Genomic DNA, 22,954 nt, shown 5'->3' on the forward strand with positions numbered 1-22,954 from the left:
GATGACGAATGCAAACGTGAACGATTCGACCAGCCCGGGCGCCAAACCCGCGCGCCTCGTCCTCGTGGACGACCATCCGCTCGTGCGCGACGGCCTGCGTGCACGGCTCGAAGCCGTGCCGGGTTTCGAGGTGGCGGGCGAAGCCGGCAACGCCGACGAAGCCATCGCGCTCGCCGCGTCGCTCGAACCCGATCTCGTGCTGATGGACGTGGGCATGGCCGGCGTGAACGGCATCGCGCTCGCGGGTATTTTCCATGAACGCTTTCCGGCCATCCGCGTCTTGATGCTGTCGATGCACGACAACGTCGAATACGTGACCGAGGCGGTGCGCGCGGGCGCGAGCGGCTACGTGCTCAAGGATTCGCCGGCCACCGAGATCATCCGCGCGATCGAGGCCGTGCTGGCCGGGCGCACGTATTTCAGCGCGGGCTTGAGTGCGCGCATGATCCAGGCGTCGGCGCGCAGCACGCCCGTCGAGCGTCTCACGCCGCGCGAGCGCGACATTCTCGACGCGCTCGCGCAAGGACTCTCGAGCAAGCAGATCGCGCAGCGCGAGGGGCTTTCGGTGCGCACAGTGGAAACGCACCGGCTCAACCTCAAGCGCAAACTGGAGATCGAAGGCCAGGCGGAGTTGATCAAGTTCGCGGTGGAGCACCGCAGAAAGTGAAACGGGCGCTCCGGCTTACCCGGAGCGCCCGCAGCGTCACAGTGCGTGTGCAACCACCGATCGAAGATCAGCTGCGCGCGTTGTGGTCGACGAGGAACTTGATGAGGCCGTCGATGCCGCCCTTGGCGATCTGGTCGGCAAATTGCGTCTGGTAGACCTGGATCAGCCAGGCACCCATCATGTTGATGTCGTAAATCTTCCAGCCGTTGGGCGTTTGCGCGAGACGGTAGTCGATGGCGTCGTCGCCGCCGTTGCTGATCACGTGCGACTGCACCACGGTGTCTTTCGCGCCCGCACCTGTGTTCGAAGGCGAGAACTTGAAGGTCACCTGGGTATCGCGCAGTTGCGAGAGCGACGAGGCGTAGGTCTTCACGAGCAGGAGTTGAAATTGCTCATACAGCTTCTGCTGTTGTTCGGGCGTGGCCGTCGCCCAGGGCTTGCCAACGGCGATCCGCGTGGTGCGTTTGAAGTCGGTGGCGGGAACGAAATGGGTCTCGACCACCTGGGTGATCTTGTTCATGTCGCCGCCCCGTGCCTGCGGGTCGGCCTGCATCGCCTTCACGGTGCCTTCCACGGCGGCCTTGACGACGGCGTCCGGCGTGGTTTGCGCGAACGCGGCGCCCGAAACGCCCGTGAAACAGGCGGCGACGAAAAATGCGGTCAGGTAACGTTTCATACGCTCTTCTGGAACAGTGAAATTCAGGCGCCGGTACAGTGCGACTCAGTGCGTGCGGTTAAGTGCAAGTGCAATCACGTAACCGTCGCGCCGCCGGCTGAGCCAGTATAACGGCTTTGGCAGATGCGCTGCCGGGGCGCCGCCTCGAGCCCAGGTGTGCATGACCCGCGCCGGGACGGGCGGGGCCGGTATACTTGTGCGTTTCGCGTCAAAGAACCTAATTGACAGGGCCCCCTCGCCTGTATGCTGAAGCCATTCATCATTAGCCTCGTCGCCTGGTCGGTGCGCCGCGCGGCGTGGGTGATCACACTCGCGATCGTGCTTGCCGTCCTCTCCGGCGTGTACGTAGCGAAGCATTTCAAGATCAATACCGACGTCAGCGGTCTCGTCGAGAACACGGCCCAATGGGCCGCGCTGAGCGAAGCCAAGGACAAGGCGTTCCCGCAGCGCGCGAGCTCGCTGCTCGTGGTCGTCGAAGCCGACGCGCCCGAGCTCGCCGACGCCGCCGCCGACAAACTCGCGCAAGCGCTCAAGGCTGACTCGCGCGAATTCAGCGCCGTCTCGCAGCCCGCGGGCGGCCCGTTCTTCCAGCACAACGGCCTGCTGTTCCCGTCCACGGCCACCGTGCTCTCGACCACGGGCCAGCTCGTGCAGGCGCGCCCGCTCGTCAACCAGCTCGCGAAGGACCCGAGCCTCGCGGGTCTGGCCGGCACGCTCACGACCACGCTGCAACTGCCGCTCACGATCGGCCAGATCAAGTTGCCGCAAATGGCGAATCTGCTTGGCAGCGCCGCCACCGTCGTCGACGAGGTGCTCGCCGGCAAGCCCGCGGCGTTTTCGTGGCGCGCGCTCGTCGACAAGGACGCGGCCACGAAGCCCGCGTTCGCGTTCATCACCGTGCAGCCGGTGCTCAACTTCGGCGCGCTCAAGGCGGGCGCGAACGCGTCGGAGGCGATCCGCGCGACCGCCGACTCGCTTCATCTCGACAGCGAATTCGGCGCGCGCGTGCGCCTCACGGGCGAACAGCCGCTCGCCGACGACGAGTTCGCCTCGGTACAGGACGGCGCCGCGCTCAACGGCGTGATCACGCTCGTCGTCGTGCTCGTGATCCTGTGGCTCGCGCTGCGCTCGGGCAAGCTGATCGGCGCGACGCTCATCACGCTCGTGATCGGTCTCGTCATCACGGCCGCGCTCGGCCTCATGATGATCGGCTCGTTCAACATGCTCTCGGTCGCCTTCATGGTGCTGTTCGTGGGGCTAGGGGTCGATTTCGGCGTGCAGTTCGGCGTGAAGTATCGCGAGGAGCGCTATCAGGACGAGCGGCTCGACGCCGCGCTCCTCAAGACCGCGCGCACCATCGGCGTGCCGCTCACGCTGGCCGCGATCGCCGTGGCCGAAAGTTTCTTTTCCTTCCTGCCGACCGCCTACAAGGGCCTCTCGGAACTCGGGCAGATCGCGGGCGTGGGCATGTTCGTGGCGTACGTCTGCAACATGACGGTGCTGCCGGCGCTCATCCGCGTGTTCAATCCGGGAGGCGAGCGCGCCTCGCCGGGCTTCGCGTTCCTCGCACCCGTCGACAGATGGCTCGCCGAGCATCGCAAGCCGGTGCTGATCACCACGCTCATCATCGTGGTGGGCGCGACGCCCTTGCTGCTGCACCTGCGCTTCGACTTCAATCCGCTGCATCTTAAGGATCCGCATACTGAGTCGATGGCGACGCTGCTCGCACTCAAGAACTCGCCCGTCATCTCGATCAACGACGTGAGCGTGCTTGCGCCGTCGCTCGAAGAAGCCGACAAGATCGCCGCGCGGCTCTCGAAGCTGCCGGAAGTGGCGCGCGCTACCACGCTCAGTTCGCTGATTCCCGACGATCAGCAGCAAAAGCTCATGCTGATCTCGAGCGCCGCGCAGCAGCTCCTGCCCGCGCTCACGCAGCAGCCGTCTTCGCCCGTGACCGACGAAGTGCGCGTGCAGACGCTCAAGCGCGCGGCCAACCAGCTGTCGCTCGCCGCGGGCGACCATCCGGGGCCGGGCGCGGCGGAGGCGAAGCATCTGTCCGACTCGCTCAACAAACTCGCGAACGCGAGCCCGGCCACGCGCGACCGCGCGGAAACCGCCTTCAGCCTCACGCTCAAGCTCGCCTTCGCGCAGCTCGCGCGCCTGTTGCAGCCCTCGGAAATCACGCGTGAAAACCTGCCGCCCGAGATGGCGCGCGACTGGGTGGCGCCGACCGGCCAGGCGATCGTGGACGTCGCGCCGCGCGTGCCGCCGGGCGTCGATCCCAACGACGACGTGATGCTCGCCCGCTTTGCACACGCGGTGAAGGCGGCCGAGCCGAACGCGATCGGCGGGCCGATCTCGATCCTGCACTCGGCGAACGTGATCATCCTCGCGTTCTTCCAGGCAGCGGGGTGGTCGGTGCTGCTCATCACCGCGCTGCTCTGGATCACGCTGCGCAATTTCGGCGACGTGCTGCGCACGCTCATTCCTCTGCTGGTATCGGCGCTCGTGACGCTCGAACTGTGCGTCGTATTTGGAATTCAGCTAAATTTCGCCAACATCATCGCGCTTCCCCTGATGCTCGGCGTCGGCGTCGCGTTCAAAATCTACTTCGTGATGGCCTGGCGCGCGGGGCAGACCGGCCTCCTGCATTCGAGCCTCACACACGCGGTGCTTTTTTCCGCCGCGACCACGGCCACGGCGTTCGGGAGCCTGTGGCTATCGCATCATCCGGGCACGTCGAGCATGGGCAAGCTGCTCGCGCTGTCCTTGTTCTGTACGCTAATAGGCGCCGTGGTGTTCCAGCCGGTGCTGATGGGCAAGCCGCGCGCAAAACGCGCGAGATCGGAAACTCAGGGGATCGACCAATGAAGAAGAATCAAGCCGCGCTCACCATGGCGGCGGCGAGCCTGGCGCTCCTCGTGACGTCAGGCTGCGCCACGGGCCCCGACCGCAAACCGGGCGATCCGTTCGAGCCCGCGAATCGCGCAATTTTCACGTTCAACGACAAACTCGATACCTACGTCGCGCAGCCGGTTGCCAAGGGCTACCAGAAGGTGACGCCGCAGCCGCTGCGTCAGGCGATCACGAACTTCTTCTCGAACATCGGAGACGTCGACAACTTTGCAAACAACGTGCTGCAGCTGAAGATCACCGACGCCGTCCAGGATCTGATGCGCATCGCGATGAACACGACCTTCGGTCTGGGCGGCCTGATCGACTTTGCGACGTTGGCGGGGCTGCCCAAGCATCATCAGGACTTTGGCCTCACGATGGGCCATTACGGCATGCCGGCCGGCCCGTATCTCGTGCTGCCGCTGTTCGGGCCCAGTTCGGTGCGCGACGGCATCGGCATGGCCGTGGACGTGAAGTTCAACGTCATCAACTACTTCGAGCCGGCGGTGCGCAACCCGATGTATCTCGCGCAGTTCATCAGCGCGCGTGCGGACCTGCTCGGCGCAACCGACCTGCTCAAGCAGGCCGCGCTCGACCCGTATTCGTTCGTGCGCGACGCCTACCGCCAGCAGCGCGAATCGCTGATCCGCGGCTCGCGTGGCAACAATGCGCCGCTGCCCAACTATGGCGAGCCGGACGGCGAGCCCACACCGAACGAGAACGGGGCACCCAATTACGAGGATCCGGGCGAGTCTGGCGGTGCCGGCGGTGCGGGTGGTGCGGCCGCCCCCGGCGCGTCGAACAATGGTCTGCCGAATTATGAGGATCCGGGCGACGGGAGCGCGGCGGGCGCTGCCGGGGCGGCTGCGACGGGTGCTGCCGCGGCGGGTGCGGGTCCAGGTGCTGCTGCCGCGGCCGGCACAGCGGGTGTAGCGGCAGCGGCGGCCGCTTCCGCACCGGCGAGCGCATCGGCGCCCGTCGCGGCTTCGGGTGCGACGGCAGTGCCTGCGAAGCCGGCATCGGCGCCCTGAACGGCACATAGCGGCCGCCCGTTTGTGGGCGGGCGGCGTACGAACGCAAAAAAACCCGGCAACCTTTCCAGGTTGCCGGGTTTTTTACTGCGTCGTGCGCGCCGCTCAATGCACCGAAGCGTCCTCGCTCTCGGCCTGGCGCTCGGCTTCGTTCGCCGCCGCCAGCGCCGTGGCGTCCGCCGACGTCTGCACGGTCTGGCGATATCGCTCGTAGGCTTCATCGGCATAGCGGATGCGTTCGCGGCCGTGCGGGGCCGGCACGCCATCGGCGCCCAGGTTCACGAACACCATCTTCTCGATCGTCAGGATGCTCTTGCGCGTGATCTTGTTGCGCACTTCGGCGCGCAGCGTGATCGACGTCCGGCCGAAATCCGTGGCCGTGATGCCGAGTTCGATGATGTCGCCCTGGCGCGCCGAGCTCACGAAGTTGATCTCCGACATGAACTTGGTCACCACGCGCTGGTTGTCGAGCTGGCAGATCGCGTAGATCGCCGCTTCTTCGTCGATCCAGCGCAGCAGGCTGCCGCCGAACAGCGTGCCGTTCGGATTCAGGTCTTCAGGCTTGACCCACTTGCGAGTATGAAAATTCATGGCTGGTAACTCCCCGAAATGTGATTCGTCCCCAGCTCGCGAGTACGAACCTAGGGTTAACACTCAGATCTTACCAGAGATAGGGGTTTACCCTATGTATTTCAATAACCCGCCAGGGTCATTTGGGGAAAAAGGCGCCGGTGGCCGTCAGTACCTGCCGCGCGGCGCTCAGCGACTCGCGTGCCGCTTTCGCGTCCGCCGCCACGCGCAGCAGGCCGCCCAGTTGCGCCGGGTCGCGCGCCAGCTCGCGCAGGACCGGGAGCACCGCCGTCGTGCCGTCGTCGCGCAAACCGGCCATGGCCGCTTTCGGCAGGCTGCGCCACGCCGGATCGACGATCGCGCGGCACACCGCGAACGGCACGCCATGCGCGGCCGCCGCGGCGGCGGCCAGATGCGATTCCATGTCGACGGCGAGCGCTCCGCACGCGCTGAACAGCGCGGCCTTGTCCGCCGCACCGGTGAGCGGCGCGGCAACGGCTGCCTCCACGCCGCGCCGGGTTTTCGCGGCGAGCGGCGAGGCCATCAGCGCGTCGGCCATGCGTGCGCTCCAGGCGGCATCGGTCGCGACACGCCCGAACGGTCCTTCGATCGCCTGCGCGATCACGAGGGTGCCCGGCTCGAGATCGGGCGCCAGACCGCCCGCCGTGCCGAAGCTGACGATGCCCGCCGCGCCGTCCTGGAGCGCCGCCGCGAGCGCACTCTGCAGCAGATCGGCGCGCGCGGCGTAGACGGCGCGCACGCCGTCCTGGCCCTTGCCCGCGGCAATGCTCGCCTCGAAGGCCATACCCGTTACTGCGATCACGGGCAGGGCACGCGCCTTGATACCAGCCGCCACGCTCACAGACCGACCGTGACGCGCGTCACGCCCGCGCGCTTGAGGTTGCGGTAGCGCGCCAGCGCCCACAGCGGGAAGAACTTGCGATAGCCGTGGTAGCGCAGATAGAACACGCGCGGGAAACCCGTGGCCGTGAAGCGCGTCTCGTCCCAGAGACCGTGCTCCTGCTGCGTTGTCTGCAGATACTCGATGCCGCGTGCCACCGCCGGATGATCGACCGCGCCCGCGGCCATCAGGCCGAGCAGCGCCCAGGCCGTTTGCGAGGCGGTGCTCGAGGCGCGCTCGTAGCCGCGGTATTCGAGCTTGTAGCTCGTGCCGTCTTCGCCCCAGCCGCCGTCGTCGTTCTGGATCTGCACGAGCCATTGCACCGCACGCTTCATGCGCGGGTCGTCGTGATCGAGGCCGGCCGCGTTGAGCGCGCACAGCGCCGTCCACGTGCCGTAGATGTAGTTCATGCCCCAGCGGCCGTACCAGCTGCCATCGGCTTCCTGCTCTTCGAGCAGGTAGTTGTACGCGCGGCGCGCGTGCTCGCTCGCGGCCGGCAGTTCGCCGAGCTGCGCGAGCATCGACAGGCAGCGGCCCGAGACGTCGGCGGTCGGCGGATCGAGCAGTGCGCCGTGGTCCGAGAACGGGATGTTGTTCAGGTAGTACTGCGTGTTCTCCGGCTCGAACGCGCCCCAGCCGCCGTTGCTGCTTTGCATGCCGACCACCCATTCGCGCGCGCGGGCGATCGGGGCGTCGTAGGCCTGCGTGTTGTCGAGCTTGTCCACGCGGTCCATCGCGGCCACGACCACGGCCGTGTCGTCGACGTCGGGGTAGTGCGGGTTCGCGTACTGGAACGCCCAGCCGCCCGGGCGTACCGCCTCGCGGCGCGAGATCCAGTCGCCGCGCACGTCGAGAATCTGCAGCGGACGCAGCCATTCGAGACCGCGGCGCGCGGCATCCTCGGCGCGCGCGTCGCCAGTCTCCAGCAGGGCGTGCGCCGCCAGCGACGTGTCCCACACGGGCGACAGGCAAGGCTGGACGTACGCTTCCTCCGTATGGACCGTCACCAGCTTTTCGAGCGACTGGCGCGCGATCGCGCGATGCGGATGATCGGCGGGATAGCCGAGCACGTCGTACATCATCACGGCGTTGGCCATGGCCGGGAAGATCGCACCGAGACCGTCCTCGCCGTTCAGGCGCTCGTCCACGAACGCCACCGCGGCGTCGATCGCGCGCTGGCGCAGATAGCTCGGAAAGAGCGGATCGGTCACGCGCAGCACGCCGTCCACGGCGCGGAAGAAACCGAACCAGCCCTTGCTCTGATGCGGGGAGCGGGCGTTCAGGCCCACGCTCACCGGCGCGCCGCGGAACAGCTCGTCGATGCGCACGCCACGCGGGTTGCGCGCCACCGGGCGCTTTGCGCCCAGCACGAGCAGCGGCACGATCACCGTGCGCGCCCAGTACGACACCTTCGACAGATGGAACGGGAACCACTGCGGCAGCAACGTGATCTCGACGGGCATCATCGGGACTGCGTACCACGTGATCACGCCGAAGAGCGCGAGCAGGATGCGCGTGAACACGTTGACCTGCTCCGCGCCTCCCGCCGCGAGAATCGCCTCGCGCGCACGCACCATGTGCTCGGCATCTTCGGCATCGCCGATCATCTTGAGTGCGAAGTAAGCCTTCACGCTCGCGCTCACGTCCATCGCGCCGTCGGTGAAGAGCGGCCAGCCGCCGTCCGGCAGCTGGATGCGGCGCAGGTAGCGCGCGATCTTCTGTTCGAGCTCGAGGTTCGCGGTTTCGCCCAGGTAATGCACGAGCAGCACGTATTCGGCCGGGATCGTGGCGTCCGCTTCGAGTTCGTAGACCCAATGGCCATCGGCGCGCTGGTCGGCGAGGATCGCGTCGGTCGCGCGCGCGACGGCGGCGTCGAGCGTGGCGAGCGGTGCGGCCGTCTCATCGGCAAACGTGGGGGTGGGCATCGCCACGCCTGGCGTGGCGACGCCGAGCATGTCCTGGGATAAATCGTTCATCTACGTTCCAAATTTTCGGTCAGGAGCAGCTCGGCGGCCTTGCGGCCCGAGCGGATCGCTCCTTCGATCGTCGCGGGCAGACCGGTAGCCGTCCAGTCGCCTGCAAGCATCAGATTGTTCCAGCGCGTGCGCGTCGCGGGGCGGCGCCATTCCTCGTCGGGCACCGCGGCGAAGGTCGCGCGCGCGTCGGCGCACACGCGCCAGGCGGGCAGCGGCTCGAGCGGCAGCGAGGCCGCCTCGGCCACGTCGGCCCACACGCGGCGCGCGATCTCCTCGGGATCGAGGTCGAGCACGCCCTGCGCGTCGTGGATCGTCGCCGAGAGGCGACCTTCGGCCGCGCACAGCCAGTGGGCCGTGCCGTTGACGAGCGCCATCGGCGTCACGAGGCCCGGCGGCGCCGGCACCGCGTAGTGCACCGTGACGATCGCATTGTGGCGCTGCGGCGCCTGCAGCGCAGGCACGAGCGCCGCGGCGGCCGCGCCGGGCACGGCCAGCACCACCGCCTCGTCGGGCGCGAGCGTGACGCGCCCGTCTGAAAAATCGAGTGCGGCGACGCGGCCCGCCGCGTCGTCGTACACGATCTCCCTGAGCGGCGAGTCGAGGCGAATCGCCGCGCCGCCGTGCTGAAGCATGCGCAAGGCCGGATCGACGAACGCGCTGGAAAGGCCCCCGCGCGCCGCCAGCGGCCGGAACGACTCGCCGCCCGCCGCGAGCGACTCGCGCAGCATCGCGCCCGCCAGCTCCGCGCTGCCCACGCGCGGCTCGACATTGAGCGCCGTGAGAAAGAACGGGTGCAGCAGCCGATCCCACAGCACGCCTTCGCAGCGCATGGTCTGCGCCATCGTGCGGCCCGGCTTGGCGAACAGCAGCGGCAGCAGCCCCAGATAGTCGGCGGCGCGCGTACCCGGCACGCGCGAGCGCGAATCGCCGATCCAGAACGGCATGCGCGAACGCGAGAAGCGCACCGTCCAGCGCGAGCGCGCGGCGATATCCATGAACGCGAAGCCCGGCTCGGTGGGGCCGGAGAGCGCGTCGCCGGCGCCGATCGTGCGCACGTACTCGAGCGTGCGCGCATGTCCCGCCAGCACCAGATGATTGCCCGTATCGAGCGTCGCCGACAGCGTGCGGTCGTAGTACGAGCGGCAGCGTCCACCTGCCTGGCTGGCGGCCTCGTAGAGCGCCACCTGCACGCCGCGCCGTTGAAGCCGCACGGCCGTCGCGAGGCCCGCAAGCCCAGCGCCGATGACGTGGACTAGCCGAGGCATCAGAACAGCGCGTAACGCGCGACGATCCACATGAGCCGTGCGCGCGGCTTGCTGACTTTCGTGCGCGGCAGGTCGAAGCCGCGATCCACGGTGCGCTCGAGCAGCACGCGGTAGACACCCGACATGATGCGCGGCGCTTTCACCTGCGCGCGCGGCGCGGCGTCCATGATCGCGTCGGCCTGCGCGAAGTGCGCGCGGGCGCGCTGCACGAGCGTCTCGCACACGCGCGGCAGCGACGGGTCGGCGGCGATCGTGTGCGGATTGCCGGCCGCGATGCCTTCGCGCGCGAGCAGTTCGCGCGGCAGATAGCAGCGGTTGATGTCCGCGTCTTCGTCGATGTCGCGCAGGATGTTGGTGAGCTGCAGCGCGCGCCCCAGATGGTGCGACAGCAAGCGGCCCGGCTCCTCCCGCATCCCGAAAATCCTCACCGACAGCCGGCCTGCGGCGCTCGCCACGCGGTCGCAGTACAGGTCGAGCGTGTCCTCGTCGGGGGCGCAGATGTCCTCGGCGGCGTCCATGGCCATGCCGTCGATCATCGCGTGGAAATCTTCGCGCTGCAGCCCGAACGTATGGATGTGGCGCGTGAGCGCCGCAAGCGAGGCGCGCGGCGTGCCGGCATAGCACGCGTCGATGTCGGCGCGCCATTGGTCGAGCCCTGCCGCGCGCTCGGCACGCGGCAGGTCGCTGTCCGCGATGTCGTCGACAGCGCGGCAGAAGGCGTAGACCTGATACATGGCGTCGCGCTGCGCGGGGGGCAGGATCCGCATCGCCAGATAAAACGAGCTGCCCGACGAAGCGGCGGCAGCGTCGGTTTGTTGTGTATCGTCCACGACGAGATTGGAAACAGCCAAGACGATCTCCGCTGGGGCGCCCTCACGGGCGTTCGACTCTATTCGGGCCCGCATTGCCGCGGGTCGCCCGCGCGCGCGGACACGCGCGAGGCACCCGGCCCTTAAATTGCTCACCAGGAGGCGCGCAAGGCCGGAAACGGGCAAAAGTATATCAACCTTTGGGCGACCCGCGCAGGGCGGTCGGCGCATCAGGACCGCAGCGGAGAGAGGGGCGCGCAGCCCCGGAGCATGCATGGGGCGAAGAGCCGGATTGAGGCGGGGGCCGTCGGCGCCCCGGCCGGGATCAGGCGAGCGCGACCGAGCGGTTGCGCCCCTGGCGCTTGGCCGTGTAGAGGGCGGCGTCCGCCTCGTTGATCATGCCTTCGTAGTCGGGCGCACCCGTGCGCGCCGTGGCGGCGCCGACGCTGGCCGTCACGGGCACGATCACGCCCTGCACCTCGATCGGCTCGTCGCCGATCGTGCGGCGGATTTTCTCCGCGACGTAAAGCGCGTCGTCCAGCGGCGTGCACGGCAGGAGCAGCGCGAATTCCTCCCCGCCGAAGCGGCCGAACACGTCCTGCTTGCGCACCACGCCCGAGACACGCTGCGCCATCGAGCGCAGCACCGTGTCGCCGGCCACGTGGCCGAATTCGTCGTTGATGCGCTTGAAGTGATCGAGGTCGAACAGCAGCATCGACAGCTCGCCGCCGTAGCGCTGCCAGCGCAGGAATTCGTCGGCGAGGCGCGTTTCGAAAAAGCGCCGGTTCGCGATGCCGGTGAGGCCGTCGCGGTCGGCGTATTCGCGCAGCTTCGCCACGGCGTCCTCGCGCTCGCGCTGCATGACGCTCACGTGCGTGACGTCCGAGATGGTCACGCACACGGCGATCACATCGCGCCCGCGCATGAGCGGCATGAAGGTGCAGTCCTGCTGCATGTAGTCCACACCGCCCGTGATCGGCCGGTCATGGTCGAACTGGAACAGATACGGGCGCTGCTCCCACGAGCTGAACGCGAAGCTGCCCAGCTGGAACACGCTCTCCACCTTGCGCGTGAGCCACGCGCGCGGCAGGTCGGGGAAGCGCTCGAAGATCGAGCGGCCGATCACTTCCTCGGCGGTCACGCCGCTGTGATCCTGCATGAAGCGGTTCCAGCTCAGCACGTTCATGTCGCGATCGACCACGAAGATGCCGAAGCCCACCCGTTCGACCACGAGGTCCGCTAGTGTTGGCAACCCGGCTGGCTCGTTCATAGGCTATGTAACAACGCGTCGATGGCCCGGCTCACGACATGGATCGACTCCTCGGCCATCAGCATGACGAGGTGGGCGCGAAAGCGCTGGTCTTCCAGCGCGAAATTGACTTCGACGAGCAGCGCGACGTCCCAGGCGAGCAGGCCCGGCTGGAACACCTCGTCGAGCATGATCGCCTCGCCGAGCAGGCCCGGCTGCGAAAACACCGGCATGCGCCCGAGCTGGTCGAGCATCGACGACACGCACGCGCCCGTGAGCGCGTTGGCGACGTCGAACATCAGTTCTTCCTCGGTGAGGGCATCGTCGCCGATCGTCGCATAAGGTCCGCCGACCAGGCTGCCAAGTTCGGCGATCTCGCCGCTGCGGCAGATCACCAGCGCCTCGCCCTTGATCTCCGAGCGAAAGCCCTGGCGCACGGCCGCAACCGGGCCGTCGATACCGGTCATCTCGCGCAGCGCCGCCGCGGCCTCGGAGACGGCGACCACGCGCACGCGCGGCACCGACAGCTCGATGAAGGCGTTGAGCAGCCCCGACAGTCGCGTCGCAGCCTGCCCCATGCCGAGATTGGCGATCTCCTGCAGCGCGTCGCGCTGGAGTTCCGTGAACACTCGATCAGGCATACAACCCGTACTCCTTCAGGATGGGCAGCAGCGCCTCCTGGGTTACCGGCTTTGCGACGAACGCCGCCGCGCCGAGCGCGTGCACGCGCTCGCGGGCACGAGGCTGGACGTCCGCGGAAACGACGATCACGAACGTATTCAGGTCTTCGTGCTGCAACGCTTCGAGGACCTGAAAGCCCGTCAGGTCGGGCATCGTGAGGTCGAGAAACATCACAGCCGCGCGACCGGCGCGGTAATGGGCGAGCGCTTCGTGTCCGTTCGACGCGTACGAAATCGCCACGTCCCAGTCCTCGGGCAGCGCCTTCGTGAGCACCTTGCGGGCTAACAGCGAGTCATCGGCGATCACGATGGGCAAGGACATGGATATGCTGAATGAGTGTGCGTTGGACGGAGTGCGTTTCGACGGATTAACGGCGGCGTGGGCAATTACTTTAGGGAAACTTCAAAGAAAATTGCAAACCGGGCCGAATAATTCGTAACGCATAAACGGACCCGCGCGCGGGCGCGCCGACGCAAGGCGCATGGCCGCGCCGTTGCCCAATGGCTACCGGCAACCCGTGCGCCGGTCGTGAAGGCCCTCGTCTGCATGCCTGCAGCCACCCCGTAGCATGGCCATGCGCCGCAATGGCGAGCATGGCGCTCATGCGAATGCGTTATTTATCGTGTCCGGGATTCTCGAATCAAATTGAATCAAATGCAACTCGCCGTTAATCAATCAACGAACAAAATCGACTCATTCCGACTAGTTTATGGAAATAAATGATCCATCCCCTAAATAAAGAACGTCGATTATCCCTTTGTGGTACGTTTGCGCTTCGCCGATTTTCGCGCATTCGGCATCCGGCGAGAGGAAAACCCCTGGGCGGCCAGCCTGCCGCACGATGCTTGCGGCGCGCCGGGGATGCGCTGGCGTCGGGGCGTCATCGCGGTCGTTTATCATGTCGACTGCCCCGCCGCCTTTTCCCTGCTTTTCCGTACGATGATTGCTGACCGGCCCGAGCGGCCAGACGAACGCATAGCCCAGCCGCCCCCTGCCGACGACGCGCCGTTTCCGGCCGCGCCGGGCCACGACTTCACGGTACGCCGGCGCACGCTGCTCGCGCTGCTCGTCGCGGCGATCGTGCTGCCGTGCCTCTACGTCGCCGCCATGGCGTACAACGACCTGCGCGCGCGCGAAGCCGACGCCACCGACACCACGCTGCGCACCGTGCGCGTGGCCGAAGAGCACGCGCTCAAGGTGTTCGACATGAACGAGGCGCTCGACGCGCGCGTCGTCGACCTCGTGCGCGACCTGAACGACGACGGCATCCGCGCCAGCGAGCCGCAGATCCACGAGAAACTCGATGCGATCGGCGGCGGTTATCCGCAGGTGGCGGCGGTGTCGATTTTCGGGACGGACGGCGCCCTGCTCGCGAGCAGCCGCTATTCGCCGCCGCCGCCCATGTCGATCGCCGCGCGCGACGACTTCACCGGCATCCGCGACGGCCACGTGCTCGACCACGTCTCGCGCGTGATGCAGGGCCAGGTGAGCGGCGAGACCGTGTTCAACATGGGCGTGGCGCGCCTCGACAACGCCGGCGGATTCGCGGGTCTCGTCTCGGTCGCCTTGCGCCCCGGCTATTTCAGCTCGTTCTACCGCGACCTGCTCGGCCCCGACTCGCCGATGTCGCTCGGCCTCGTGCGCAGCGACGGCACGATCCTCGCCTTCGACCCGCCGCCGCGCATGGACGCCCCGGCGATCACGCCGCACTCGCCGCTGGGCGCCGCGCTCCAGCGCGGCACCGAGTCCGGCGTCGTGCGCATGCATTCCGCGCTGCTCGGCAGCAACGTGATCCTCGCGTTCCGGCGCGTGGGCGCGTACCCCGTCTACGTGACCTGCGCGTATCGCACGCCGGCGATCTGGGCGGCCTGGTACCGGCACCTGAGCGTGCTCATCATCTCGATGTTCACGCCGTCGATTGCCCTCTGGTGCGTGATCTGGCTGTCGCTGCGGCGCCTCGCCGCCGAAGAGGAGGCGTGGGAGCGCTGGCAGGCCGAGGCTTCGATGCGCCGCTCGATCGAATCCGCCTACCGGCAGTCGCGCAAGATGGAAGCGCTCGGCAACCTCGTGGGCAGCGTCGCGCACGACTTCAACAACCTGCTGATGATCGTCTCGGCCAACGTGCAGATCGCGCGGCGGCGCGGCGCGGCGGGCTTCGAGCGCGAACTCTCGGCGGTCGAGCGCGCGCTCAAGAGCGGCCAGTCGCTCACGCGCCAGTTGCTCGGCGTGGCGCGCAAGCAGCCGCTGCGCAACGAGACGATCCACGTCGGGCGCTGGCTGCCGGCGGCCCGCGAACTGCTGCGCGCATCGCTCGGCGCGAAGGTGTCGCTCATCGTCGAAGTCGACGACGACGTGTGGTCCGTGCTCGTCGATGTGGCCGAATTCGAGCTTGCGCTCATCAATCTCGCCGTGAACGCGCGCGACGCGATGCCCAACGGCGGCCGCTTCACGGTGCGCGCGCGCAACATCAGCTTCCGGCCGGGCGAAGGCTTCCCGCTCGACGGCGACTTCGTGCATGTCACCCTCGAAGACACCGGCACGGGCATGCCGCCGGATGTGCTCGCGCGCGCGTTCGAGCCGCTCTATACGACCAAGTCGAAGGGCACGGGCACCGGACTCGGGCTGCCGCAGGTGTTCGCGTTCTGCGAGCGCACCGGCGGGCTCGCCGCCATCGACAGTGCGATCGGCGCGGGCACGACCGTGCATCTGTATCTGCCGCGCTCGCTCGCCGAGCCGCCCGTGCCGCGTCCGAGCGAGCCGCGCGAGGAGAGCGCCCAGGTGCAGCACGGGCTGAACGTGCTGCTCGTGGAGGACAACGACGAAGTCGCGGCCGGCACCGAGGCGCTCCTGCAGATGATGGGCCACCGCGTGACCTGCGCGAGCGACGCGGCGAGTGCGCTGGAACGGGTCGAAGCGCCGCCTGCCGAGGGCGAGCCCACGCCGCGCTTCGACCTCGTGCTTTCCGACATCCACATGCCGGGGACGATGAACGGCATCGATCTGGCCGAGGCCCTGCAGGGGCTCGAGCCGGACCTGCCCGTGATCCTCGTGACAGGCTACGCGGAGGAACTCGAGCGCACGCGCAATGCCGATGTGCGCGTGCTGTCGAAGCCGTTCGACATCGCGCTGCTGGAGAGGATGCTCGAGGCGATTCGCGAGGACAGCCAGGCGCGTGCGAAGCGCGAGCACGATGCGACGCTCCCGAGCCCTCGCGCATGACAGGCCGCGGGTGACGCGCCTCGCGGCACGAGGCTTGCGGCAGGCGGCACGACCCGCAGAATCAGGCGGTTAGACGTCGCGCGCAGCATGCGCCAGCCGATGCACGAGCCACGCACAATCGGCGCATGATGGAAGCAGGCGTCGCCATCTGGCGAAGGAGGCTGCCATGAAACAGACCGTGACCGGCGTTTTCCAAACCTACGACGAAGCACGCCACGCGCAGGAGGCGCTGCTGCAACGCGGCTTCGCGGCGGGCGACATCGACCTGCCGGCGCGCACCGAGGGCGTGCTGGCCGGCATCGAGCGGCTCGTGGGAAGTTTTTTCTCGTCGACGGGCGATGCGCGTCGCACCACCGAGGCGCAGGCGGGCATGACGCCGCCGCCGGGCGAAGCGGTGCGCATCGGCGTGCACGTGAGCGACGAGGCGCACGCCAATCTCGCGTACGAGACGCTGCGCGAAGAGCACGCGACGGAAGTCGCGCTACGCGGCACGCCGTGGGCTTGGCCCGCGACGGACCGTCCGGTTGCGCGCGAGCACTCGGCGCTCGACGAGCTGGGTCTCTCCGAATTCGCCGACGCCATGCGCCGCCGCGCCGCGCAGACCGAAGCGGCACGCGAACGAGGCTCCGTTGCCCCGACCGTCGAACCCACTGTCGAACCGGTGCGGCCGACGAGCGAGGCCGAAGCGACCGTGCTCACCTCCGCCAGTGCACCAGGCGCCGGTGCGGTGATGGGCGCGCATCACGTGGACGTTCCTGGCGCGCCCGAAGCGACGCGACCCGCAGCAGGTGTCGCGCCGCAAATTCCGGACGAATTCCTCGAATACGAGGAAGACACGCCCGAGCACCACAAGGATATGCCGGGGCAGCGCCGCACGTTGCACTGAAGCCCCTCGCGCCAATGCGGCGTGGTCGCGATCAGGCGTCAGCGGCCGAGCTGGCGCTTGACCCAGGCCACGTAGGTGTCGACGAAGCCCTGCAGGAACTTGCGCGTATCCTCGCTGACGATCTCGCCTTTCTCGTTGATGCGGCTCGGGTCGTGTTTGATGAACATTTCGGGCTGACCGAGCAGCGCAACATCGAGATAGGCGAGCACGTTGCGCAGATGCTGCTGCGAGAGCGCTGTGCCCGTTGCCCCCACCGACGTGCCGAGCACTGCGCCCGGCTTGCCGCGCCACGAATTCGTGCCCCACGGCCGCGAACCCCAGTCGAGTGCATTTTTCAACCCGCCCGGAATCGAGCGGTTGTATTCGGGCGTGACGAATAGCAGGGCGTCGACGGCTTCGATCTGCTGCTTGAAGCGGCGCGCCACCTCGGGATAGTCGGCGTCGTATTCCTGGCTGTACAGCGGCAGCACACCGATGTCGAGATACTCAAAAGTAAAATCGGCGGGGGCCAGCGAAGTCACCGCGTGTGCGAGTTGCCGGTTGAATGAATCCTTGCGCAGACTGCCGACCACAACTGCGATCTTGTAGGCCATTTCGGTTTCCTCGGAAGCGCGCGCGAAGCGCAGTGGAAGGAAACATCATCATAGACGCGTGCGCATTCCGGCGATGCGCACGCGCTCGCCCGGACCCGCCCGATATCAGTATCGGCGCGGCGCTGTGGATAACCAGGGGTAACGCGAGTTTATCCACAGATTTTGGGCATAAGCTTGTGGACAACTTGCGTGGAGAGCCGATGAACAGGGGCCTCGCGTCGGATTCGTCTGCAGGTTAGCAAAGATGCAATTTCCATGCGCGCATGGCCGGGTTGGCACCTCGTCCCTGCACGCGGGCGCATGCGCTCGCAATTCACTCGCGTTTGGCGCGTGAGCAACCCAACGCATGCATCCCGGCAAGGTCAACCGAACAGCGCCGCGATGCTTTCGGTCGGGCGTCCGATCACGGCGCGGCCATCGCGTACGACGATGGGTCGCTGCAGCAGAACCGGATGCCGCGCAATTGCTTCGTAGAGCTGATCATCGGTGACACCGGGTGCATCGAGGCCGAGCTCCGTGTACTCGGTTTCGCCGGTGCGGATCATGTCGAGCAACGTGCCGCCCAGCATTGCGTGCAGCGCCTTCAGTTGGTCGACGGTGAGCGGCTGCTTCAGGTATTCAATCACCTCGACTGGCTCGTTCGCCTTTGCGGTGGAGACCAGCTCGCAAGCCGCGCGGGACTTGGAGCAGCGGGGGTTGTGGTAGATCGTGATCATGGCGTCGGAAGTGCAAGAGGGGAGTAGTGGGTGAGCCTCGGTGAGACCGGGGGCGTCGCTGCGATTTTACCGGGGGGCGTGTTGGCACGCGTAGGGCTTCAGTCGATGAGGTCGGACTCTTGTGCTCAAGGCTTGCTGCCAGGGGGGCCCGCGTGTGGGATTCGCGCTGAGATTCTCCGGTCGCGCGCTTGTGCGAGACGGGAGTGCGACGAGGTGAGCCTGACTTTATGCGCATAAAGCGGTGAGGTCCGCGCAGGGTCATCTTCCAGCGCGCCCGTTATTCGACCGATCGACACCACGCACCGAGGGCATCGCTGAAGCGTATGTCAGTACTGCAGGCGACCGCTACGCGGCATCCCCATCCTCCGCCCGAGCTTTATGCGCATAAACCTTGTCCGAATGGCTAATTCAGCCACGAATTACGCCAAAAATCATTGAATTGAAAAACATTCCAGGTAAAATCCCAACCTAATAGCAAAAAGGAGAATACCAATTGGCAGCAGAGATAATCGCAGTCACGCAGCAAAAGGGCGGAGTCGGCAAGAGCACGATCGCGATGCATCTCGGCGCGGCCTTTCACGAGAAGGGGAAGCGGGTTCTCGTCGTGGATGCCGACGGCCAAAACACGCTGGTCCATTGGGCCAGTGCGTCAGCCGATGGTGATACCGGCATCCCGTTTCCGGTCGTCAATCTTTCGGAAGCCGGTGGCCAGATCCACCGGGAGATCAAGAAGTTCGTCAACGACTACGACGTGATCGTCGTGGACTGCCCGCCGTCGATCACGGAAAAGGTCTCCGGTGTGGTGTTGCTCGCTGCGACCGTCGCCGTCATCCCGACTTCGTCTTCTCCGGCTGACTACTGGTCGAGTGTCGGTCTCGTGAAGCTCATCCAGCAGGCCCAGGTCATGAATGAAGATCTGCGCGCGGTATTCCTGCTGAACAAGACCGAAGAGAAGCGCATGCTCACCCGCGAGCTGAAGCGCGCCCTCGAAGAGCTTGGTTTCCCTTTGCTCAGAACGCAGATTCCCACACGAGAGGCGTACAAGCAGGCGATGGCCTTGGGCCAGACGGTTCTGCAAATGAACGACCGCGGCGCTCGCCTCGCCGCAGTGGAAGTGCGCGCATGTGCCGACGAGATCGCGGCGATGCTCCCCTGACTTTATGCGCATAAAGGACCCTGAATGAAACCCTCCCAATTCGCCAAAGGCTTTCAGGCTCGCCCTGACACGACGAGCAGCGAGAAGCGCACTGCGCTCGACCGCCTCAACGCCATCGACGGGCTCGTCCAGGACAAGCCAAAAACGCGCGAAGTTGCTGGGCGCTCGAGTCAGCCTGCGCTTGTGACGGGCCTTGAACCTGCCGTCGAGCCGATTCTCGACGACGCAGTCGGCCTCGAAAACGAGTCGGTCGAATACCGCGCCTGGCGCATCGCGCAAGGCTACCGCCCGGGGCAGATCATCGAGTTGCCCCTCAAGGACATCAAGCCGAGCCCCTTCAACCCGCGTCACTTTTATCTGAAGGCCTCGATCGCCGAACTCGCTGTCAATCTCGCGAAACAAGGTCAGCAGCAGGCGATCCATGTGATCCCCGACTACGCAGCGCCGGGCAGCTACTACGTGAGCGATGGCGGCCGTCGCGTGCGGGCCCTGAAAGAAGCGAACAAGGAAGTCGTCAAGGCCATCGTCGTCGACCTGCCGATCGGCATCCAGAGCTACAAGCTCGGTTACGACCTGAACGTCCAGCGTGATTCGCAAACCGTTTTCGATAACGCGGTGGTCTGGAAGCGATTCATCGACGAAAAGCATTTTCAGAGTCAACGCGAACTTGCGGATCACCTCGGCCTCGACGAATCGACAGTGGCGGTCGCGCTCGCGATCGGCAAGTTGCCGGAACCGGTCATGCAGGAAATGGTGGCACGCACGGACCGCTTCGGCTCGAACATGGCCTATCAGGTCGGGCGCTATCACGGCGCGCGCGGCACCGACGCCACGCTGCGTCTCATCAACCGCATCGTGGCCGACGACCTCAGCACGCGTCAGGTGGCGGATATCGTGAAAGGCCGGGCGAGCGCACAGGAAAGCCCGAAGCCGGCTGGGCGGCAACGCTACGCACAACGGCTGGAGATCAAACTGGATGGTGTCGCCGTCGGCGACCTGAAGTCATATGGCGACGACCGGCTCGAGTTGCGCCTGAAGGGACTCACCAAAGATCGACGCGACGCGATTCTTCAGCAGATCGAGCAGATCCTGAAGACGAAGTAAGGTTGGAAAATGTGTCGACGGCTGCCATGCTTTGGGCGGACCGTCGACGATGGAAGCAGGATCGTTTCACGCCTTCCAATCGGCCGAACGGCCCCCACCATCACTGCCCCGCCTTGCACGGGACGGCCACTCCAGACGCTCAGGCAGCGCGCGTCTGGCTCAACGTGAACGCGAGCAGATCGCCGTCGGTCGGTTCGCCCCAGGTCTTGCGCGCGAGCCAGTCGAAGAACGCCGTATCGGCCAGTTTCGATTCGAGCCCACGACGACGCCAGTCGTCGCGCAAATGCGTGCCCAGTCCGGGCAGTTCATCCGTCTCAAACGACTGACGCGCCAGTTCGCGCTCCATGTCGCCCTGCTCCTCGTAGAGCGAGCGCGCTTCCTTGCGCCGATACGCCGCGTATTCATCGAGCAGGCGCGCCTTCGGATCGTCGGCCGTCACCGCTGCCGCCGCGCTGCGGCCCACGGCCGGTGTCGCGCCAGCCGCCGTCTCGACCGGCGGCGCATAGCCCTTCTTCAACGCGTCCTTGAACAGCGCCGCGGCGCTGCGCACCGGCGGCAGGCTCGTACTGCGCATGCGCTGTTCGGTCAGCTGCAACGCGGCGCGAATGCGGTTTTCCTCGCTGTCGGCGTAAAGCGACTGCGCTTCCTTGAGCGGGATCCCGATCTTGACCATGCGGTCGACGAGCGTGCTGTCGAACACATTCGGATGCTCGTCGAGCGCAAGCATCGGCTGTTTGCGCTCGGTTACGCGAAACTGGATTTCGGCGACCCGGCGCCCTTCGCGGTGCTCGATCAACTCGACGAAGATATTCGTCACCGCGTTCACTTCGGCAATCGCTGGCCGCAGATAATCGCGCTTGAAATACTTGTACTCGCGTTTGGCTTCGTCGCCCGCTTCGGTGTCCGGGGTGCCGGACAGGATCGGGCGCCACCACTCCCAGGTCTCGCGCATCGTCAGATGGCTGGGGTTGGTCAGATAGCGCACGCAGATCTCGTAGAGCGCCAGCCCCGCGCTGCTGCGCAACTGACTCTGGAATTGCAGGCTCAGGCGGGCGTACTGGACCGGATCCAGCAGCTTCTTCTTGATCTTCGGCGCGAACGAGAACTCCACCCAGACGCGACGAGTTTGCGGATCCTCAAGAATTTCCGCGTCCGCAATCAGCGTGGAGATCCCCCACTTGCGACCGGGCTTCTGGCTCGACGTGCCCTGACTCCATTCGACCTGCACCGACACCATGCGACGCAGGTGCTCCTTCACGAGCGCCGTATCGTTCGAATCGAACGCCGAGTTGGCGACGATGTCGGACAGCAGCGCACGGTAGGTATCGCCAGACTCGTCGGCCTGCTGGGCGACGGCCAGCAGGACGTTGAACAGCTTGCGGGTCAGCAGGGTGATCTTGCCGCTCTTCGGCTGGATCGCGATCGCCTCGACGGCCTTGCGCAATTCCGCCGAGCTGGGGCTTACCACATCGGTCTTTTTCACGCGCTTCGTGGCCATGCGTCGGGTCGAGGAGAGAATTTCGCGAAAGGATACCGTCTGTGGTGATAGGCGTCTATAGGGCCTCCCTCACCATTGCCGGTGATGCGCATCTCGCGCGCGCCGCTCACCGCGACACCTTCCCGTATCGCCTCACCTTTAGCCAGACGCCCATCCGGCGGGGCGCTTTGCGTCATGCACGATCCGGCTGGGTTCCGCATTTCTGCCGGTTGCCAGGGGGCGACATCGGCTCCCGTATTCGCTCACCTTAAATATTTTCGCGCGGACGGTGAAAAAAGTCCGTCGATGGTCGCGAAATCCTGGCGACCGGCCAGTTGTCAACCCAAACATACGCAATGAGGCGATCGCACTGCAACAAAACATGGCGTGTCACCGGCACAAAGCGATCGGAAAGCCCCAATTGTGGCGGCAAAAGTGGCCCGACACGGCGATCGAGGCACCCAATCATCGGCGCGGCGCCCAGAAGTGCCCGAAGCATCCCGAAAAGCCTCACCTGTCGTCGCGCGGACCAATCACATCGAACCGCTCCCGAAGGCCGCCGCTGCGGCTGCCATGCCGTAACCGCTCCTGAAAACCCTCACCTTTGGCGTCCAAGTACGGTTCCGCTGCACCGTCGTGGCCTCTCCCGGAGATCCTCACCATTCATCGCATCGAAAAGAAAAATTCAATGGATTCCGTGACTTATCCACATGCGTGGCAGGCGGGGGACGGCGATATCGGCTCCCGCATTTCCTCACCGCAGATCGCGACGCAAAATTCAGCCACGTGCGAGTTTGCCGCGAAAACCCTCCTGAAAAATCTCACCCACGCTGGATTCCAACCGGGAGCGACACCATCCGCGAACCCGTAATCTCGGCGTTTGCAGCGCAGTGAACACCAACTTTCTCCCGAATCGGCTCACCTTCGGCAGGAAATGTGCCAAAAAGCGCCCCCGAAAAGCCTCACCTTATCCCTCCAGGCGCCAACGAACGCCTCTGCTTTCGCGGCACTGCGGCAATCTCCCGAAAATCCTCACCTTATGTCGCGAAAAGTCTTCGCGAACGTCCTGCGGGCAGCTGGCCG

Annotated in this window: 19 protein-coding genes; 7 read left to right on the forward strand and 12 right to left on the reverse strand. The window is 66.2% G+C overall.

Annotation, left to right across the window (positions count from 1 at the left end):
* Position 1: 1 nt before the first annotated feature.
* On the forward strand, positions 2–667 hold the full coding sequence (locus AB4Y40_RS16940; protein ID WP_342919245.1) for a response regulator transcription factor: 666 nt from the start codon (positions 2–4) through the stop codon (positions 665–667).
* A 67-nt stretch (positions 668–734) separates the two neighbouring features.
* Here AB4Y40_RS16940 and AB4Y40_RS16945 read toward each other — a convergent pair whose 3' ends face one another.
* The gene (locus AB4Y40_RS16945) at positions 735–1,343 is read right to left on the reverse strand and encodes a phospholipid-binding protein MlaC (RefSeq protein WP_368688682.1); all 609 of its coding nucleotides are present in this window, start codon (positions 1,341–1,343) and stop codon (positions 735–737) included.
* 243 nt (positions 1,344–1,586) lie between these two features.
* Here AB4Y40_RS16945 and AB4Y40_RS16950 point away from each other — a divergent pair, with 243 nt between their 5' ends.
* The gene (locus AB4Y40_RS16950; RefSeq protein ID WP_368688683.1) at positions 1,587–4,214 is read left to right on the forward strand and encodes an MMPL family transporter; all 2,628 of its coding nucleotides are present in this window, start codon (positions 1,587–1,589) and stop codon (positions 4,212–4,214) included.
* The gene (locus AB4Y40_RS16955; protein ID WP_368688684.1) at positions 4,211–5,269 is read left to right on the forward strand and encodes a VacJ family lipoprotein; all 1,059 of its coding nucleotides are present in this window, start codon (positions 4,211–4,213) and stop codon (positions 5,267–5,269) included. The genes AB4Y40_RS16950 and AB4Y40_RS16955 overlap by 4 nt, the downstream gene beginning before the upstream one ends.
* A gap of 105 nt (positions 5,270–5,374) precedes the next feature.
* Here the strand turns inward: AB4Y40_RS16955 and AB4Y40_RS16960 are convergent, their stop codons facing one another.
* The 8 genes from AB4Y40_RS16960 to AB4Y40_RS16995 form a co-directional block, all read right to left on the reverse strand.
* The gene (locus AB4Y40_RS16960) at positions 5,375–5,860 is read right to left on the reverse strand and encodes an acyl-CoA thioesterase (protein ID WP_368688685.1); all 486 of its coding nucleotides are present in this window, start codon (positions 5,858–5,860) and stop codon (positions 5,375–5,377) included.
* 118 nt (positions 5,861–5,978) lie between these two features.
* Positions 5,979–6,644, reverse strand: coding sequence for a phosphorylase (locus tag AB4Y40_RS16965; protein ID WP_368688733.1), 666 nt, complete (start codon positions 6,642–6,644; stop codon positions 5,979–5,981).
* A gap of 53 nt (positions 6,645–6,697) precedes the next feature.
* Positions 6,698–8,665, reverse strand: a complete 1,968-nt coding sequence (gene shc, locus AB4Y40_RS16970; RefSeq protein WP_368688734.1) for a squalene--hopene cyclase — start codon at positions 8,663–8,665, stop codon at positions 6,698–6,700.
* 47 nt (positions 8,666–8,712) lie between these two features.
* Positions 8,713–9,981, reverse strand: coding sequence for a hydroxysqualene dehydroxylase HpnE (gene hpnE, locus AB4Y40_RS16975; protein WP_368688686.1), 1,269 nt, complete (start codon positions 9,979–9,981; stop codon positions 8,713–8,715).
* Entirely contained in the window at positions 9,981–10,832 is an 852-nt protein-coding gene (hpnD, locus tag AB4Y40_RS16980; protein WP_368688687.1) for a presqualene diphosphate synthase HpnD, read from the reverse strand. The genes hpnE and hpnD overlap by 1 nt, the downstream gene beginning before the upstream one ends.
* A gap of 283 nt (positions 10,833–11,115) precedes the next feature.
* A complete protein-coding gene (locus AB4Y40_RS16985; RefSeq protein ID WP_368688688.1) occupies positions 11,116–12,060 on the reverse strand; it encodes a diguanylate cyclase in 945 nt (314 codons plus the stop codon).
* Entirely contained in the window at positions 12,057–12,680 is a 624-nt protein-coding gene (locus AB4Y40_RS16990; protein ID WP_110383369.1) for a chemotaxis protein CheC, read from the reverse strand. Before AB4Y40_RS16990 ends, AB4Y40_RS16985 begins: the two co-directional genes overlap by 4 nt.
* The gene (locus AB4Y40_RS16995; RefSeq protein WP_321925897.1) at positions 12,673–13,041 is read right to left on the reverse strand and encodes a response regulator; all 369 of its coding nucleotides are present in this window, start codon (positions 13,039–13,041) and stop codon (positions 12,673–12,675) included. Before AB4Y40_RS16995 ends, AB4Y40_RS16990 begins: the two co-directional genes overlap by 8 nt.
* 618 nt (positions 13,042–13,659) lie before the next feature.
* Here AB4Y40_RS16995 and AB4Y40_RS17000 point away from each other — a divergent pair.
* Entirely contained in the window at positions 13,660–15,939 is a 2,280-nt protein-coding gene (locus AB4Y40_RS17000; protein WP_368688735.1) for an ATP-binding protein, read from the forward strand.
* Between the two features lie 166 nt (positions 15,940–16,105).
* Positions 16,106–16,825 (forward strand): hypothetical protein, encoded by a 720-nt coding sequence (locus AB4Y40_RS17005; protein WP_368688689.1) that lies wholly within the window; start codon positions 16,106–16,108, stop codon positions 16,823–16,825.
* A 38-nt stretch (positions 16,826–16,863) separates the two neighbouring features.
* Here AB4Y40_RS17005 and AB4Y40_RS17010 read toward each other — a convergent pair whose 3' ends face one another.
* Both AB4Y40_RS17010 and arsC read right to left on the reverse strand, forming a co-directional pair.
* Complete coding sequence (locus AB4Y40_RS17010) at positions 16,864–17,418, reverse strand: NADPH-dependent FMN reductase (RefSeq protein WP_368688690.1); 555 nt, start codon at positions 17,416–17,418, stop codon at positions 16,864–16,866.
* Positions 17,419–17,780: 362 nt separating this feature from the next.
* Positions 17,781–18,134, reverse strand: a complete 354-nt coding sequence (gene arsC, locus AB4Y40_RS17015; protein ID WP_368688691.1) for an arsenate reductase (glutaredoxin) — start codon at positions 18,132–18,134, stop codon at positions 17,781–17,783.
* Between the two features lie 493 nt (positions 18,135–18,627).
* On the opposite strand from arsC, the gene parA reads away from it, so the two are divergent.
* Positions 18,628–19,290 carry a ParA family partition ATPase gene (parA, locus tag AB4Y40_RS17020; RefSeq protein WP_042271984.1) on the forward strand — a complete coding sequence of 221 codons (663 nt, stop codon included), beginning with the start codon at positions 18,628–18,630 and terminating at the stop codon, positions 19,288–19,290.
* Positions 19,291–19,314: 24 nt separating this feature from the next.
* Positions 19,315–20,394 carry a ParB/RepB/Spo0J family partition protein gene (locus tag AB4Y40_RS17025; protein ID WP_368688692.1) on the forward strand — a complete coding sequence of 360 codons (1,080 nt, stop codon included), beginning with the start codon at positions 19,315–19,317 and terminating at the stop codon, positions 20,392–20,394.
* A gap of 139 nt (positions 20,395–20,533) precedes the next feature.
* On the opposite strand, the gene AB4Y40_RS17030 is transcribed toward AB4Y40_RS17025, so the two are convergent.
* Positions 20,534–21,892, reverse strand: coding sequence for a replication initiation protein (locus AB4Y40_RS17030; protein WP_368688693.1), 1,359 nt, complete (start codon positions 21,890–21,892; stop codon positions 20,534–20,536).
* Positions 21,893–22,954 lie beyond the last annotated feature (1,062 nt).

It is taken from the genome of Paraburkholderia sp. EG287B, assembly GCF_040965595.1.
Classification (GTDB): domain Bacteria; phylum Pseudomonadota; class Gammaproteobacteria; order Burkholderiales; family Burkholderiaceae; genus Paraburkholderia.

Coding starts and splice junctions, on each gene's coding strand:
- AB4Y40_RS16940 (WP_342919245.1), top strand. CDS start 2: ATGACGAATGCAAACGTGAACGATTCGACCAGCCCGGGCGCCAAACCC.
- AB4Y40_RS16945 (WP_368688682.1), bottom strand. CDS start 1,343: ATGAAACGTTACCTGACCGCATTTTTCGTCGCCGCCTGTTTCACGGGC.
- AB4Y40_RS16950 (WP_368688683.1), top strand. CDS start 1,587: ATGCTGAAGCCATTCATCATTAGCCTCGTCGCCTGGTCGGTGCGCCGC.
- AB4Y40_RS16955 (WP_368688684.1), top strand. CDS start 4,211: ATGAAGAAGAATCAAGCCGCGCTCACCATGGCGGCGGCGAGCCTGGCG.
- AB4Y40_RS16960 (WP_368688685.1), bottom strand. CDS start 5,860: ATGAATTTTCATACTCGCAAGTGGGTCAAGCCTGAAGACCTGAATCCG.
- AB4Y40_RS16965 (WP_368688733.1), bottom strand. CDS start 6,644: ATGGCCTTCGAGGCGAGCATTGCCGCGGGCAAGGGCCAGGACGGCGTG.
- shc (WP_368688734.1), bottom strand. CDS start 8,665: ATGCCCACCCCCACGTTTGCCGATGAGACGGCCGCACCGCTCGCCACG.
- hpnE (WP_368688686.1), bottom strand. CDS start 9,981: ATGCCTCGGCTAGTCCACGTCATCGGCGCTGGGCTTGCGGGCCTCGCG.
- AB4Y40_RS16985 (WP_368688688.1), bottom strand. CDS start 12,060: ATGAACGAGCCAGCCGGGTTGCCAACACTAGCGGACCTCGTGGTCGAA.
- AB4Y40_RS16990 (WP_110383369.1), bottom strand. CDS start 12,680: ATGCCTGATCGAGTGTTCACGGAACTCCAGCGCGACGCGCTGCAGGAG.
- AB4Y40_RS16995 (WP_321925897.1), bottom strand. CDS start 13,041: ATGTCCTTGCCCATCGTGATCGCCGATGACTCGCTGTTAGCCCGCAAG.
- AB4Y40_RS17000 (WP_368688735.1), top strand. CDS start 13,660: ATGATTGCTGACCGGCCCGAGCGGCCAGACGAACGCATAGCCCAGCCG.
- AB4Y40_RS17005 (WP_368688689.1), top strand. CDS start 16,106: ATGAAACAGACCGTGACCGGCGTTTTCCAAACCTACGACGAAGCACGC.
- AB4Y40_RS17010 (WP_368688690.1), bottom strand. CDS start 17,418: ATGGCCTACAAGATCGCAGTTGTGGTCGGCAGTCTGCGCAAGGATTCA.
- arsC (WP_368688691.1), bottom strand. CDS start 18,134: ATGATCACGATCTACCACAACCCCCGCTGCTCCAAGTCCCGCGCGGCT.
- AB4Y40_RS17025 (WP_368688692.1), top strand. CDS start 19,315: ATGAAACCCTCCCAATTCGCCAAAGGCTTTCAGGCTCGCCCTGACACG.
- AB4Y40_RS17030 (WP_368688693.1), bottom strand. CDS start 21,892: ATGGCCACGAAGCGCGTGAAAAAGACCGATGTGGTAAGCCCCAGCTCG.